Annotated in this window: 15 protein-coding genes (1 of these 15 running past the window's edge); 8 read left to right on the top strand and 7 right to left on the bottom strand. The window is 63.8% G+C overall.

Going from position 1 to position 14,885, the window contains the following annotated elements; genetic code table 11:
- From BGP02_RS02845 to BGP02_RS02835, 3 genes are all read left to right on the top strand, one after another.
- Window positions 1-1,732: the 3' portion of a cyanophycin metabolism-associated ABC transporter gene (locus tag BGP02_RS02845; protein ID WP_286797657.1), read on the top strand. The gene continues 506 nt to the left of window position 1, outside the view; 1,732 of the gene's 2,238 nt are visible here — the last part of the coding sequence; the start codon falls outside the window, past its left edge; it ends in the stop codon at window positions 1,730-1,732.
- 18 nt (window positions 1,733-1,750) lie between these two features.
- Window positions 1,751-2,218 (top strand): cyanophycin metabolism-associated DUF1854 family protein, encoded by a 468-nt coding sequence (locus BGP02_RS02840; protein ID WP_017234169.1) that lies wholly within the window; start codon window positions 1,751-1,753, stop codon window positions 2,216-2,218.
- A 78-nt stretch (window positions 2,219-2,296) separates the two neighbouring features.
- A complete protein-coding gene (locus BGP02_RS02835) occupies window positions 2,297-3,214 on the top strand; it encodes a recombination-associated protein RdgC (RefSeq protein WP_026131992.1) in 918 nt (305 codons plus the stop codon).
- A gap of 96 nt (window positions 3,215-3,310) precedes the next feature.
- Here BGP02_RS02835 and BGP02_RS02830 read toward each other — a convergent pair whose 3' ends face one another.
- Window positions 3,311-4,015: an SDR family oxidoreductase gene (locus tag BGP02_RS02830; protein ID WP_017234167.1), complete on the bottom strand. Its 705-nt coding sequence runs from the start codon at window positions 4,013-4,015 to the stop codon at window positions 3,311-3,313.
- A gap of 224 nt (window positions 4,016-4,239) precedes the next feature.
- On the opposite strand from BGP02_RS02830, the gene BGP02_RS02825 reads away from it, so the two are divergent.
- Entirely contained in the window at window positions 4,240-4,842 is a 603-nt protein-coding gene (locus tag BGP02_RS02825; protein WP_017234166.1) for a TetR/AcrR family transcriptional regulator, read from the top strand.
- Window positions 4,843-4,902: 60 nt separating this feature from the next.
- Here BGP02_RS02825 and BGP02_RS02820 read toward each other — a convergent pair whose 3' ends face one another.
- Complete coding sequence (locus tag BGP02_RS02820; protein WP_017234165.1) at window positions 4,903-5,808, bottom strand: LysR family transcriptional regulator; 906 nt, start codon at window positions 5,806-5,808, stop codon at window positions 4,903-4,905.
- A gap of 181 nt (window positions 5,809-5,989) precedes the next feature.
- On the opposite strand from BGP02_RS02820, the gene BGP02_RS02815 reads away from it, so the two are divergent.
- Window positions 5,990-6,706, top strand: coding sequence for an SDR family oxidoreductase (locus BGP02_RS02815; protein ID WP_174975046.1), 717 nt, complete (start codon window positions 5,990-5,992; stop codon window positions 6,704-6,706).
- A gap of 471 nt (window positions 6,707-7,177) precedes the next feature.
- Here the strand turns inward: BGP02_RS02815 and BGP02_RS02810 are convergent, their stop codons facing one another.
- On the bottom strand, window positions 7,178-7,366 hold the full coding sequence (locus BGP02_RS02810) for a hypothetical protein (RefSeq protein WP_017234163.1): 189 nt from the start codon (window positions 7,364-7,366) through the stop codon (window positions 7,178-7,180).
- A 349-nt stretch (window positions 7,367-7,715) separates the two neighbouring features.
- On the opposite strand from BGP02_RS02810, the gene minC reads away from it, so the two are divergent.
- The 3 genes from minC to minE are packed head-to-tail and all read left to right on the top strand — an operon-like array spanning window position 7,716 to window position 9,591.
- Entirely contained in the window at window positions 7,716-8,468 is a 753-nt protein-coding gene (gene minC, locus BGP02_RS02805; protein WP_286797649.1) for a septum site-determining protein MinC, read from the top strand.
- A gap of 43 nt (window positions 8,469-8,511) precedes the next feature.
- Window positions 8,512-9,327, top strand: coding sequence for a septum site-determining protein MinD (minD, locus tag BGP02_RS02800; protein ID WP_017234161.1), 816 nt, complete (start codon window positions 8,512-8,514; stop codon window positions 9,325-9,327).
- A 9-nt stretch (window positions 9,328-9,336) separates the two neighbouring features.
- Window positions 9,337-9,591 carry a cell division topological specificity factor MinE gene (minE, locus tag BGP02_RS02795; protein ID WP_017234160.1) on the top strand — a complete coding sequence of 85 codons (255 nt, stop codon included), beginning with the start codon at window positions 9,337-9,339 and terminating at the stop codon, window positions 9,589-9,591.
- Window positions 9,592-9,775: 184 nt separating this feature from the next.
- On the opposite strand, the gene BGP02_RS02790 is transcribed toward minE, so the two are convergent.
- The 4 genes from BGP02_RS02790 to BGP02_RS02775 form a co-directional block, all read right to left on the bottom strand.
- Entirely contained in the window at window positions 9,776-10,774 is a 999-nt protein-coding gene (locus BGP02_RS02790) for a DUF1571 domain-containing protein (protein WP_286797645.1), read from the bottom strand.
- 14 nt (window positions 10,775-10,788) lie between these two features.
- Window positions 10,789-12,504, bottom strand: coding sequence for an AMP-binding protein (locus BGP02_RS02785; RefSeq protein ID WP_150562929.1), 1,716 nt, complete (start codon window positions 12,502-12,504; stop codon window positions 10,789-10,791).
- A 117-nt stretch (window positions 12,505-12,621) separates the two neighbouring features.
- Window positions 12,622-13,941 (bottom strand): acetyl-CoA C-acetyltransferase, encoded by a 1,320-nt coding sequence (locus tag BGP02_RS02780; protein ID WP_017234157.1) that lies wholly within the window; start codon window positions 13,939-13,941, stop codon window positions 12,622-12,624.
- A complete protein-coding gene (locus BGP02_RS02775) occupies window positions 13,938-14,885 on the bottom strand; it encodes a MaoC/PaaZ C-terminal domain-containing protein (protein WP_261938472.1) in 948 nt (315 codons plus the stop codon). Before BGP02_RS02775 ends, BGP02_RS02780 begins: the two co-directional genes overlap by 4 nt.

Here is a 14,885-nt window from a genome sequence, read left to right as displayed (position 1 = left end):
CCCGCCGTATCTGACGATGCCGCTCATGGACAACGTGCTGATCCCGTTCCAGAACGGCAAGCCGATCGATTACCACCTGGTGGGAATTTATTTGTCGGGCCTGATGGGGGCGGGCGTGGTCGCCTGGATATTGGGCTGGGCGCGTACGTATCTGCTGGCCAAGGTGTCGGAGCGCATCGGTGCCGATCTGCGCACCGCGACATACTCGCATCTGTTGCGCCTCTCGCTGGAGTATTTCGGCGGCAAGCGCACGGGCGACCTGATGGCGCGTATCGGCTCGGAAAGCGACCGCATCTGCGTGTTCCTCTCGCTGCACCTGCTCGACTTCGCCACCGACGTGCTGATGATCGTCATGACGTCGGTGATTCTGGTGTCGATCAATCCCTGGCTGGCTGCCGTCACGCTGTTGCCGCTGCCGTTCATCGCCTGGCTGATCCATCTGGTGCGCGACCGTTTGCGCCACGGCTTCGAGAAGGTCGACCGGATCTGGTCGGAAATCACCAACGTGCTGGCCGATACCATTCCGGGCATTCGCGTGGTGAAGGCATTCGCTCAGGAAAACCGCGAGGTCGCGCGCTTCAAGGAAGCCAATCGTCACAACCTGGTGGTCAACGACCGTGTGAACAAGGTGTGGTCGCTGTTCTCGCCGACGGTCACGTTCCTCACCGAGGTGGGGCTGCTCGTCGTGTGGATCTTCGGCATCTGGCAGGTCTCGAAGCACGAGATCACCGTCGGGGTGCTCACCGCGTTCCTCACCTATATCAGCCGCTTCTACACGCGTCTCGATTCGATGAGCCGTATCGTGTCGGTCACGCAGAAGGCCGCGGCCGGTGCGAAGCGCATCTTCGATATTCTCGATCACGTCTCGAACGTTCCCGAGCCGGTCAACCCGGTGCACCTGAAGGAAGTAAAGGGCGCCATCGACCTGCGCGACATCGGATTCCGCTACGGCAACCGAGCGGTGATCCGGGGCATGGACCTGCGCATCGCACCGGGCGAGATGATCGGTCTCGTGGGGCACAGCGGTTCGGGCAAGAGCACGCTGGTCAATCTGATCTGCCGTTTCTACGACGTGTCCGAAGGTTCGATCCAGATCGACGGCGTGGACATTCGCGCGTTGCCGGTATCGGACTTCCGCCGCAACGTCGGTCTGGTGTTGCAGGAACCGTTTCTGTTCTTCGGCACCATTGCCGAGAATATCGCCTACGGCAAGCCGGAGGCGACGCGCGCCGAGATCGTGGCGGCCGCGCGCGCCGCACACGCGCATGAGTTCATCCTGCGTCTGCCGCACGGTTACGATTCGCTTGTCGGGGAGCGCGGACAGGCGCTGTCGGGCGGCGAGCGTCAACGCATCTCGATCGCTCGCGCCCTGCTGATCGACCCGCGCATCCTGATTCTCGACGAGGCGACGTCGTCGGTCGATACGGCCACCGAGAAGGAAATTCAGAAAGCGCTGGACAACCTCGTCAAGGGCCGCACGACGATCGCCATTGCACACCGGTTGTCGACGCTGCGCAAGGCCGACCGGCTGGTGGTGCTCGATCGCGGCAAGATCGTCGAAGTGGGCAACCACGATGCGCTGATGGCCCGCGAAGGCGCTTACTACACGCTGTACCAGGCCCAGCAACGCAACGTCGACACGGATATCGACGCGGCACTCGAGACGGTCGAAGCCGCCGCCGTGCTGGCGGCCGTGACCGCGGCACCGGCCCAGCCGCTTTCCGCCAACTGAACGTTCGCGAAGACACTCATGCAGATTGATTTCACCTTGTCTCGTAACGCCTTCGGCCGCCTGGTGCTGACCGACGCGGCTGGCGTCTCTCATGAAGGCGTGGTGCCCGTGCGCGCGTTTCCGATTGCGGCGCCGCAGGACGGCCTCGCGCTTGTGAGTCAGGAGGGGCGCGAACTGGTCTGGCTCGACTCGCTCGACGGACTGCCCGCCGCGATGCGCGCGCTGTTGCAGGACGAACTCGCCGCACGCGAATTCATGCCGGAGGTGTTGCGCATCAAGAGCGTTTCGACCTACGCGACGCCCAGCACATGGACCGTCGAGACGAATCGCGGCGAGGCGGCGTTCGTGTTGCGCGGCGAAGAGGACATTCGGCGCCTGGGCGGGCAGACGTTGCTCATTACCGATAACCACGGTATTCACTTCCTGATTCGGGACACCGGCACGCTCGACAAGCCGAGCCGGAAGATCCTCGATCGCTTTCTCTGACACGATGCGCGTTGCCGAATTTCGCCGTGCCGCCCGGCACTGGTAAAATCTCGGCTTTTGCTTTTTGCGGTGATGCCGATGTGGTTCAAGAATCTTCAGTTGCACCGAATTCCTGCCGGTTGGTCCATGAGCGTCGCGCAAATGGAAACGGCATTGGAGAAGCACGCCTTCTGCGAAGGCGGTAGCCTCGAAATGCAAGTGCAGGGCTGGGCGCCGCCGCGTGAGGGGGGCGAACTGGTGCACAGCATCAACCGTCAGTTTCTGCTCGCCTATCGTGCCGAGAAGAAGCTGCTGCCGTCCACCGTCGTGAATCAGGTCACGCGCGCCAAGGCGGTCGAGTTGGAAGAGCAGCAAGGCTTCAAGCCGGGCCGCAAGCAGATGCGTGAGCTCAAGGAGCAGGTCACCGACGAACTGCTGCCGCGTGCATTCGGCATTCGCCGCGACACGCGCGTGTGGATCGACCCGGCCAATCGCTGGCTCGTGATCGACGCCGCGTCGCCCGCCAAGGCCGACGAAGTGCGCAGCCTGCTCCTCAAGACGCTCGACATCACGCTCGAGAACGTGGAACTCAACGAGGCGCCCGTGGCAATGATGACCTCGTGGCTCGCGGGCAATGACGCGCCGGGCGGCTTCACCGTCGACCAGGACGTGGAGTTGCGCTCGAATACCGACGAGAAGGCGGCAGTGCGCTATGTGCGCCACCCACTCGACGGGGCGGACGTGCGTCAGCATATCGAGGCTGGCAAGCGCTGCACCAGGCTGGCGATGACGTGGAACGACCGGATCTCCTTCGTGCTGACCGACGCTTTCGTCATCAAACGTGTGACGCCGCTCGACGTCATCAAGGATGCCGCCGATCCGACGGCCGAAGGCGAAGCCGAGAAGTTCGACGCCGACATCGCGCTCATGACCGGTGAGCTCGCCCGCATGCTCGACGATCTGGTCGAGGCGCTGGGCGGCGAGCGTCAAATGGGTCAGATGGACAAGGCCGCCTGACGCGCAGGCGTCGCTTGCCGCAGGACGACGAACGCCGCGAGGCCCCTGAGGGTGTCGCGGCGTTTTTTCGTGGCGTGCCGGGTTGAGCGTTGGTGGCTACGCCGCCGGTTCCTGCAGGTACACGCCCAGCGACAGCGCTTGCTTGACTTGTCGCGTGCCTTCGTCGACGCAGACCTCCTCTTCGCCTGCCTCGATGGCGTCGTAAGCCTGACGCACCACGTCGGCCGGGTCGAGCTTGTCGGCGTCGAACCCCCGAGTCAGGTCGGTATCGATGTAACCTGCGTGCAAACCGACCACCTGCGTATTTTGGGCACGCAACGCGTTGCGCAAGCCATTGGTCAGCGACCACGCGGCCGACTTCGTGATGGAGTATTCAGGCAGCGCGTCTGCGCTGATCCAACTCACGATCGACAGGACATTGAGCAGTGCGCCACCGCCGTTGCGTCCCAGGGCCGGGGCGAACGCCTGCGTCATGCCGAGTACGCCGAACAGGTTCGTCTCCAGCGTCTCGCGCAGCAGCTCGGTGGCGCCCGGGCCGGTCAGCCCTTCGGTGAGGCGTGCAATCCCCGCGTTGTTGATGAGCAGCGTGACGTCGCCCGCCAGACTTGCCGCAGCCGCCACCGCCTCCGGGTCGTTGACGTCGAGCTTGACCGGGATGACCCCCGGCAGCGTGACCTTCGACGGATCGCGCGACCCGGCGTACACCTTCTTCGCGCCACGTTCGAGCGCCTGTTTCGCAAACGCCAATCCCAGGCCACGGTTGGCGCCGGTCACGAATACCACGGCATCTTTGATCTTCATTTCAGAACTCCAGCAGGGTCATCGAGTCACGTCGACCCTGTGGAAGACGTGAGCGTTGGGTTATACTTCATGACGATGGTGATCGTAATCGTCATCGTTGACGCATTGTGCCGAGTCTGGCATCGATATGTCAATGGTGATCGTCATTGTCTTTGTCGATGACGACGATAGTTCGATGGTGTGAGCGCGTCTGGACGAGCGTTGCGAGTCCTGAGGAGCGGGGGATGGGAATTTCAAGAGAGCAGGCTGCGGAAAACCGCGAGGCGATCGTCGCGGCGGCGGAACGGCTGTTTCGTGAGCACGGCGTTGACGCCGTGGGGCTGACGGCGCTGATGAAGGCCGCGGGGTTCACGCAGGGGGGCTTCTACAATCACTTCAAGTCGAAGGACGCACTGGTTGCGGCCGTGATGTCGCGCGCGGTGGCGGCGAGCAACGGGCTGCTGGCAGGCGGTGACGCGGCGGCGGAGGCGGTGTTGTCGCCGACGGCGCGCGTCGAGCGGTATCTGTCGATGGCGCACCGCGATGACGTGGCGTGTGGCTGCCCGATGGCTGGATTTGCGGGGGATGCCCCGCGCATCGGCGACGAAGCGCAAGCATGGTACGCGAAGGGGCTGGCCGACATGATCGAGCGAATGACCCAGGCCGGTATCGAGCAAGGCCTGAGTCGGGCGCACGCGAATCGGGCGGCGATGGCGCGCTTCGCGCAAATGGTGGGCACGCTCGTGCTGTCGCGCGCGGTCGTCAGCGCAGATCCGGCGCTCTCGGAGGCATTGCTGGCCGCCGGACGTGACGCGCTCAACGGACGCGACACCGACGGCGTCAAGTGAAAGCCGCGAGGCAGCGCGCCGTGGGGGAGACACGCCAGACGCTGCGCAAGGCGTGAATCCCTAGTGCTGGGGCCAGCGCCATGCGGCGCGCAACCCGTCCCGTAGAAAGTCAACGAAGGCGCGTGTGCGCGGTGCGAGATGCCGGCTGTGCGGATACACGGCATGCAGCGGCGACGCCGGCATTTGCAGCGAGGGCAATACGCGCGCAAGACGTCCCGCCTGGATATCGTCCCCCACGTCCCAGATGGATTTCTGTGTGATGCCCGCACCGTGCAGCGCCAATTCGTGCGCGGTATCCCCATCGTCGACAACGTAGGTATCGCGGACCTGGATGCGCAACGTTTCGGATTGCCACACGAATCGCCAGTCGCCGTGCGGCGCGTGGCCGAACAGAATGCAGTCATGCTGTTGCAGATCGCCAGCGTCATGCGGCGTGCCACGCCGCGCCAGATAGGTCGGAGACGCGACCAGCACGCGGTAGTTCGGGGCGAGTTCCTGCGCGACGAGGCTGGAATCGGGCAGGGTGCCGACGCGGATGGCCACGTCGATGCCGTGCGCGACCAGATCGACCCATAGGTCGCTGAGTTCGAGATGCACTTTCAGGGCGGGATGCCGTTCGCGAAACGCGACCAGCAGCGGCGCCAGATGACGACGGCCGAAGGCGCGCGGCGCGCTGATGCGAAGCACGCCACCGACGGTGCCCGCCTGTCGCGTCATCAGCCGCTCGGTCTCGGCAATTTCCGCGAGGATTCGCTGGCAGCACGTATGAAACACCTGCCCTTCGTCGGTGAGCGCCTGTTTGCGGGTGGTGCGATTGAGCAGGCGAACGCCAAGGCGCTGCTCGAGCAGCCCGAGCCGCTTGCTCACGACGGCAAGCGACAGCCCCATCTCCCGCGCGGCGGCCGACATGCTGCCCGTGGTAACGACACGGTCGAATACGGTGAGATCCAGCGTCTGGTCGATCATCTTGTGCAGATTCTCAATGAATTGTAGAGAGTCATTCAGTTTTCAACGGGATTATCGTTCCATGAGATGAGTATCACAATAGCGCCGTGACATCGCGTGCCGGGGCTGGACGGTCAATCCACCGGCGGCCACCGGCAGGTGGCGCGATTCCGCCCTCGTTCCGATCGTTTTCAGGAGTTTCATCATGTTCAATTTCGAAGGTCAGCGTGTGTTGGTCATCGGCGGCAGCTCCGGCATTGGTCGTGCCGCCGCCCAGGCGTTCGCCAAGGCAGGCGCGGCCGTGACCATTGCCTCGCGTAGTCAGGCGAAGCTCGACGACGCGCTTGCCACGCTAGGCCCGACCGCCCGCGCTCTGGTACTGGACACGGAAGACGCGGCTGCCGTCGAACGGTGCTTCGCCGACCACGCCCCCTGGCAACACGTGGTCGTCTCGGCCGCGCAAACCCCGACCGGGCAGGTGCGCAAGCTCTCGCTGGACGACGCGCATGCCGCCTTTGACAGCAAGTTTTGGGGCAGTTACCACGTCGCGCGCTATGCGCGCATTGAAGACGGCGGTTCGCTCACGCTGACGTCGGGCTTTCTGAGCGTGCGCCCGAGCACGTCGTCGGTCGTTCAAGGCGCAATCAACGCCGCCATCGAGGCGCTGGCGCGAGGGCTGGCACTGGAACTGTCACCCGTGCGTGTGAACACCGTCTCGCCGGGGCTCACCGTCACGCCGCTATGGGACAAGCTGTCAGAGGCCGATCGCGAGGCGATGTATCGCAACGCGGCGGAGCGCTTGCCCGCGCGCCGTGTGGTCGCTGCGGAGGACGTGGCCAACACGATTCTTTATCTGGCGGGCACGCCGAGTGCCACGGGTTCGACCGTGCTGATCGACGCGGGCGGTGCGATCGCCTGACGGCGAGCCTCTCGACGATGCGAATCCTGCGTCTCGACGGCAAAAATGCCATTAAAAAGCGAACGATATGTTGCGTCGCAGCAGGTGAGCAACGCGATGATGTCGAGGCGCTTGATGTCGCGCAAACACGGTATACCCGGATCACTTTCGGGTACCTATTTCGATAGGGATTGCCTAGAATGAAAGCGTGCCATCCCGCCATGTCGAAGTTAGGAGGCCGCTATGCTGACAGGGAGCTTGATTGCCATGTTGATCATCGTGCTGGTCGTCGGCGCGGCGGTTGCGTGGCTCGTTGATCGCAATTGGTGCCGGGAGCATCCGGCGGCGCGACACACGTGGCGGCGTCACTCTCGGGACGTCCGGCACGGTTGAGCGCGCAGGTATCGAGGGGGCGATCCCCTCACCCAATGAAAAGCCCGCCTTCCGGCGGGCTTTTACATCTTACGGACACCTCAACAGCAGGCTGGGCGCTCAGGCAACGGCCTGAAGGACATACTTGCCCTGGACGGTCAGTCGCGGGGACTTCTCACCCGACGCCAACTCTTCCCATTCGATCAATTTGCTTTCGAGCAATGACTCGAGGTCCAGGCGATCATGCTCCACTTGCTCAGGAGCGTCCTTGACCAGCATCAGGGTGGCAAATTCATGATGACTCAGCATCGTCGTCTCCCGGTTTGCGGTTCCACAGGGGGTCCCTCGTCAGGGAATTTAAGGATAGGTCACGAATATGGCACTTGCGCGACAAAATTCGCACTTTCGATGCTGCTTCGCAGCACGTCTCTTACGACACTTTCCCACTGCCAGCATAGCCCTTCCTCATGTCACTGGCATGTCAGCAGCCCCCGTTCCTTACTGTCGGAACCGTTGGTTCATGATACAAAATGCTGCAATGCGACAACAGTGATTTTCCCGTCAATGACGGAGGCGACCCGTTGATTTGCGGTTGGCGTCTCGTCAAGGGACGGTAGAATGGCCCAATTTGCCAGCAATTCGCGCACAACAACCTGACATGCCGCAAAAGAAAACCCCGTACTTCGAGTTACGCAGCGGTGCCATCGATACCCTGCATTTCGTGGTCAAGACGCCGCAACTGGAGACGCTGCGCACCGAACTGTCGCAACGTTTCGAAGCGACCCCGGAGTTTTTTGCCGGCGACACGGTCGCCATCGACGTTCGACGCCTGACCGGCGACGAGCGCGTTGCCGTGCCCGCGTTGGCCGACATGCTGGCCGAATTCCGCATGAAGCCGATCGGGGTGGTCGCCAACGCCGAGCAAGCCGAGTGGGCGGTGGTGGACGGACTGCCACGGCTCGACAGCCACGAGCGGCGCCTGTCGCGTCCGGCCCGGGAGAGCGAGGCGCCAGCCGAGACGGCGGTCGAGCCAGCCCAGGCGGTATCGGAACCGGTGGTGCCTGACGCCGTTGCCGTCCCTTCGACCATCATCGACAAGCCGTTGCGTTCGGGCCAGCAGGTCTACGCGAAGGGCGATCTGATCATCCTCGATTTGGTCAGTTATGGGGCCGAGGTGATCGCGGAAGGTAATATCCACATTTACGCACCGCTGCGGGGGCGGGCGCTGGCAGGCGTGAAGGGCAAGCTCGATGCTCGCATCTTCTGTACCTGCCTCGAGCCCGAGCTGATTTCCATCGCCGGTATCTACCGGACCGGTGAGCATGCACTGCCGCCTGATGTGCAGGGGCGTTCTGTGCAGGTGCGGCTGGTAGACGACAAACTGATTTTCGAGCCCCTCGGGCTCAAATGATTCGTAGCTAAATTCATCCTCAAGTTTGGGAAGGCATCGACAGATGGCAAAAGTGATTGTGGTGACCTCTGGCAAGGGTGGCGTCGGCAAGACGACGACCAGCGCCAGCTTTTCCGCCGGCCTCGCCTTGCAGGGGCACAAGACGGCAGTCATCGATTTCGACGTCGGCCTGCGCAATCTCGACCTCATCATGGGTTGCGAGCGCCGCGTCGTGTACGACCTGATCAATGTGATTCAAGGCGAAGCGAACCTCAATCAGGCGCTCATCAAGGACAAGGCCTGCGAGAACCTGTTCATCCTGCCCGCGTCGCAGACGCGCGACAAGGACGCCCTCACGCAAGCCGGCGTCGAGAAGGTCATCAAGGATCTGGCCGACATGGGATTCGAATACATCGTGTGCGATTCGCCGGCCGGTATCGAATCGGGCGCGCTGCTCGCCATGCATTTCGCCGACGAGGCGCTCGTGGTGACGAACCCCGAAGTGTCGTCGGTGCGCGATTCGGACCGCATTCTGGGCATTCTCTCGTCGAAGACGAAGCGCGCCATCGAAGGCGGCGAGCCGATCAAGGAGCACCTGCTCATCACGCGTTACAACCCGAAGCGGGTCAACGACGGTCAGATGCTGTCGCTCGACGACATTCAGGAAATCCTGCGAATCAAGCTCATCGGCGTGATTCCGGAGTCGGAGTCTGTGCTGCATGCCTCGAACCAGGGCACGCCGGCCATTCATCTCGACGGCACCGACGTGGCTGACGCGTATCGCGACGTGGTGAGCCGTTTCAAGGGCGAAGACAAGCCAATGCGCTTTACCGACTATCAAAAGCCGGGACTGTTGCAGCGTATTTTCGGCTCGAAGTAAGGAGTGCCCATGTCATTCCTGTCTTTCCTCCTGGGGGAGAAGAAAAAGACCGCTTCCGTCGCCAAAGAGCGCCTGCAGATCATTCTGGCGCACGAACGCGCGGGCTCGTCGCCGCCGGCGGACTACCTGCCGGCGTTGCAACGTGAGCTGGTCGCCGTCATCTCCAAGTACGTCAAGATCGCACAAGACGACATCAAGGTCAGCGTTGAGCACCAGGACAACCTGGAAGTGCTCGAAGTGAAGATCGAACTGCCGCAGACCTGATCGGCCCCGGCAGGCCGGCGTTGCTGCGAGCTCGCGACCTCGCGGATGCCGGCATCCGATGTGCGCATGGGCGAAAGCCCGCCACCTCCGTTCAGAGGTGGCGGGCTTTCGTCGTTCATTTGTCGCGCACAGTCACACCGATGCGATCCACCGGTGCCAGTCGTCGCCGACATCAAGTGGGCAATCAGAACTTATAGTCGGGATTTTTCGGATCGAACGTTGCGTCGGTCCACGAGGCCTTGCGCACCTTCTCGAAGCGCATTTCCTCGACCTTCTGTCCCGACGCATTCCACGCTTCGATACCGCGCGGACGACCGGTCGTCAGGTCGAGCAGCACGCGCGACTTGTACGCGTAATGTTGCGGTGGACCGGCGGGGGCGTCCCATTCCAGAGCTAGCACGCGCATGCCGTTCGATTCGGATACCGAAATTCTTGCGGGCGTCGCGGGGAGTCCTTCGGCGTGGAAGCTGCGGCCGTCGTGCGCAATTCGCTCGGCAATGAACGCGAAGCCAAGATCGCGCACGGTATGGTTGGACTGCGAGCGCGCAAGCGGGCCGTCGATACTGCTCCAGATCGATGCGAAGCCGAAAATGCCACCGAGATGGCCGTACATCTCCTTGGGATTCTTCGTCTCGTCATAAATGATTTCCTGACCCGCGTGGGCGCCGCCCGGCAGCCATTTCGCATAGATCTGCAACGGCGTCTCGCGAATCTTCACGAGCATGCGGTCGGGCGTGGTTTGCCACTGGTCATTGATACGTTCATGACGTGTTAGCTCGTACTGGTATTCGGGCAGCGCGGCCGACTCCGTCTTCAGAAACCGCACGAGCGCGTCGGCGTGGATCGCCTGCATGCGAGCGACGATCCGGTCGTCGCTCAGCTTCGCCAACTCGCCGGACTTGATCGTGTGGGACAGCCATTGGGCTTGCGCGGCGACAGGCATGGCGGCCAGCTTGGCGACCTCGGCATCCGCGACAGCGGTGTTTGCCGTCGCGTGGGGCGTGGGCGGTGCCGCACGGGCGGAGGACGTGACGGCCGATAGGCCTGCATCCGACGAGACGTTGCTCTGGGCGAGGGCATTCGACGCACTCAGCGCGCCGGCAACGAGCACCGTGGGTGTCAAGGCGATGGCCAGTGCGACGCGGCCGAGGCGGCCGGCGTGAAACGCGTGGTGCTTGGGCATGTTGTTCGTCTCCCTTACGCGTGACCGAGCGGCGCGCGCAGTTCGCGCCGCAGAATCTTGCCGACGGTCGACTTGGGCAGTTCGCCGTCACGGAATTCGACGATGCGCGGCACCTTGTACGCCGTCAGGTGTTCGCGGCAGTGGGCGAGCAAAATCTCGGTGGTCACCCCGGGGTCTTTTGCGACGACCACGAGCTTCACGCGCTCGCCGGCAACCGGATCGGGCACGCCGACCACCGCGGCTTCCCGAACCCCTGGGTGAAGCATCACGACGTCCTCGATTTCGTTCGGGTAGACGTTGAAACCCGACACGAGAATCATGTCCTTCTTGCGGTCGATGAGCCGTACGTAACCGCGCGCGTCCATCACGCCGACGTCACCTGTCATCAGCCAGCCGTCGGCGTCGAACGTGTTGGCAGTGTCTTCCGGGCGCTGCCAATAGCCGCGCATGACTTGCGGCCCCCGCACGCATAACTCCCCCGGCTCGCCGAGATCGGCCCACGTGCCGTCATCGCGCTTGAAGCGCACGTCGGTCGACGGGGCGGGCAGACCGATGGATCCGGTGAAATCGACCTCGTCCATATGCGAGAGGTCGACCGGGTTCATCGTGACGATGGGCGAGCATTCGGTGAGGCCGTAGCCCTCGATGATCGGCTTGCCGGTGACCTGTTTCCATCGCTCGGCAATGGCACGTTGCGTTGCCATGCCACCGGCAAGCGAGAGCTTCAGCCGGGAGAAGTCGCGCGCACAGAAGTCCTGGTTCTCGAGCAGACCGTTGAACAGAGTGTTCACGCCCGTGACGCCGGTGAATGTCTCGTTGCGGATGATGTAGACGACTTTCTTCACATCGCGCGGATTTGCAATCAGGATGTTGCGCCCCCCCAGGCTCATGAACACCAGGCAGTTCACCGTGAGCGACAGGATGTGATACATGGGCAGCAGCGACAGATTCACCTCGATGTCCCCGTCGAGCTGGCCGGCGGCCCATGCCTCGGTTTGCAACAGGTTGGCCAGCACGTTCCCGTGCGTCAGCATCGCCCCCTTGGCCACGCCGGTCGTGCCCCCCGTGTATTGAAGGAAGGCGAGGTCGTCGCGCGCGAGGGGCACCGGCGCAGGCGTGTGCTTTGCGCCCTCGGCGAGCGCTCGGCGCAGCGGGATCGCCTGCGGAAGATCGTAGGGCGGCACTTGCTTCGCGATTCGCCGCATGAGGAAGTTGACGAGGCGTCCCTTGACGTTCAGGCCGGTGCCGAGCAAGTCGCCGATCTGCGTGACGAGCACGTGGCGCACCTCGGTGCCAGGGATCGCGTCCTGCACGGTTTTCGCGAAGTTCTCAAACGCGACGATCGTACGTGCGCCGCTGTCCTGCAATTGATGTTTGAGTTCGCGAACGGTGTACAGGGGATTGACGTTGACGACCACGGCCCCGGCGATCAGCGTGCCGAACAGGCCGATCGGGTACTGGAAGCAATTGGGCATCATGAGCGCCACGCGCTCTCCCTTCTGCACGCCGTGGGCTTGCAGCCACGCGGCAAAGGCATACGCCTGGCGGGCGACCTCGCCATAGGTGATTTCGCTCCCCAGACTCACGAACGCAATGCGTTCGCGGTACTTGTCGATCCATTCGTCGAACGCCTGCACCAGCGACGTGTAGCGTGTCGTATCGATGTCGGCGGGAACGCCAGGCGGGTAAGCATCTAGCCACACGCGTTCGTGCTGAACAGCTGAGTCCATCGTTGTCTCCCTTGAGGTCTTTTGGCACGGGCACCCGAGATCAGGCGGTGGCTCTGTTGGCGACTCGCCTGCTGCGGCGGGGCCGTGCTTGTGACTGCCCCTGTAACGTCGTCTGCGTTATCGTTCCAGCATGGCGACCACGCCTTGTCCGCCGGCCGCGCAAATCGAGATGAGGCCACGCCCGCCGCCACGCTCGGCGAGCTGTTTGGCGAGGGTGGCAAGCAGGCGTGCACCGGTGGCCGCGAACGGATGCCCGCAGGCAAGCGAACTGCCATTCACGTTCAGCCGCTGCCGCTCGATGGTGCCCAGCGGCGCGGCGAGGCCCAGCCGATCGCGGCAGTATTGCGGGTCTTCCCACGCTTTCAATGTGCAAAGCACCTGCGCCGCGAACGCCTCGTGAATTTCGTAGAAGTCGAAGTCCTGCAGCGTGAGGCCGGCCTGGGCGAGCATGCGTGGCACGGCGTACGCCGGCGCCATGAGCAGTCCTTCGCGCCGGGTTTCATCGGGATGAAAGAAGTCGACGGCCGCGGTTTGCGAGTACGTCAGATAAGCGAGCACGGGAATGTCGTGCGCGTGTGCCCAGTCTTCGCTCGCGAGCAGCACGCACGAGGCGCCGTCCGTCAGCGGGGTCGAGTTGCCCGCCGTGAGCGTGCCCGCGGCACTGCGATCGAACACCGGCTTGAGGGCGTTCAAGGTCTCCAGCGTGACGTCGGGGCGCAGGTTGTTGTCGCGTTGCAGGCCGCGAAACGGCGTCATCAGATCGAGGAAGAACCCGCGTTCATACGCGGCGGTCAGATGTTGATGGCTCGCGAGCGTGAGTTCGTCCTGTGCGGCGCGCTCGATTTGCCAGCGCTTGGCCATCTGCTCGCAATGCTCACCCATCGACAACCCGGTGCGTGGTTCGCCGTTACGAGGTAGCGCCGGCTTGAACAACATGCCGGGACGCGCCTTCGCTAGCGCACCGAGCTTGCCCCCAGCGCTGCGCTGTCGGTTGGCCTCCAGCAGAATCCTGCGCAGTGTCTCGTTCACGGCGATCGGGGCGTCCGAGGCGGTGTCGACCCCGCCGGCGATCGCCACGTCGATCTGGCCGAGCGCAATTTTGTTGCCGGTCAGGATGGCGGCCTCGAGGCCCGTGCCGCACGCTTGCTGAACATCGTAGGCGGGCGTTTGCGGGGCGAGCGTCGTCGACAGGACGGATTCGCGCGTCAGGTTGAAATCGCGCGCGTGTTTGAGCACGGCCCCCGCGGCGACTTCCCCCAGGCGCTGATCATGCAGCGCAAACCGGTCGACGAGTCCCTGAATCGCGGCGGTGAGCATGTCCTGATTTGACGCCGTGGCATATGCCGTGTTGGCGCGCGCAAACGGGATGCGGTTGCCGCCGAGAATGGCAACGCGGCGCAAGGCGGGGGGCGGCGCGGTAGGCGTGAAGGCGCTCATGAAGGGTCCGGGTCGAGGGGGGAAGACGACACGGTCGGCGCGTGTTGCCACCGTCCGCGCAGATGGGGCACCGTGCCTGCCGCGTCGCGCAATTCGAAGGCGCCGCCGCAAGCATCGCGCCAGAGCGTGACATCGCCCGGCAGCGGCAGCGGCCTTTTGAACTCCACGAGCAGATCGAGGCAGGGCGCGTCGGCCGGTAACACGGCCGCTAGGCTTCGGGCGAAGCTCCACATGCCGTGAATGATGGGGTGCGCAAAGCCGAACAGCCGGGCCGTGACCGGCCAGAGATGGATCGGGTTGTAATCGCCGGACACCCGCGCGTACTGGCGGCCAAGGTCGCCCGGCACATGCCATGCGGCGGTCTTCGCGAGCGATGGGTCGGCGCCCAACGCGGCGCGATACGGTGCGCCGAGCGGGTCGGGCACACCGGTGCGCAGGTATCCGCTCTCTCCCGACCACACGACAACCCCATCGCGTCGCGCCGTGGTGAGGACCGTAAAGACCTGTCCCTTGTCATGGGCGAACAGCGGGCCGCACCGGACATCCAGATCGAGCCGCTCTCCCGGCGTGAGCGAAGCGTGCTGACGAATGCGATTATCCAGATGCACCATGCCGAGCATGGCGAACGGAAATGCGCGGTCGGTCATCAGCAACATATGCAGCGGGAAGGCGAGCAGATGCGGCCACGTGGGTGGCACCCCGTGCGCCGCGGTGAAGCCGCACAAGCGCGCGTAACGGGCGATGGCGTCGGCGTCGAGCGTGACATTGCGTCGCGCGAATGCCAAGGGTGGGAGCCGTTGCGCGTTCGCTGGCTTGCGGGACGAGAGCAGTGCCCGCAGAAACAGCGTGTGCGGGGAGGGCAGGCGTGTGACGTCGATCGGGGCGAGCCCGGCGTCCGACGGCAACGCCTTGCCAAGCGGATCGCGAGGGCGGTCGTTGGGCAT

It is taken from the genome of Pandoraea sp. 64-18 (assembly GCF_001899225.1).
In the GTDB taxonomy this organism is placed as follows: domain Bacteria; phylum Pseudomonadota; class Gammaproteobacteria; order Burkholderiales; family Burkholderiaceae; genus Pandoraea; species Pandoraea cepalis.
Note: the sequence above shows the minus strand (reverse complement) of the source record. Positions and strands in the feature narration are given on the sequence as shown.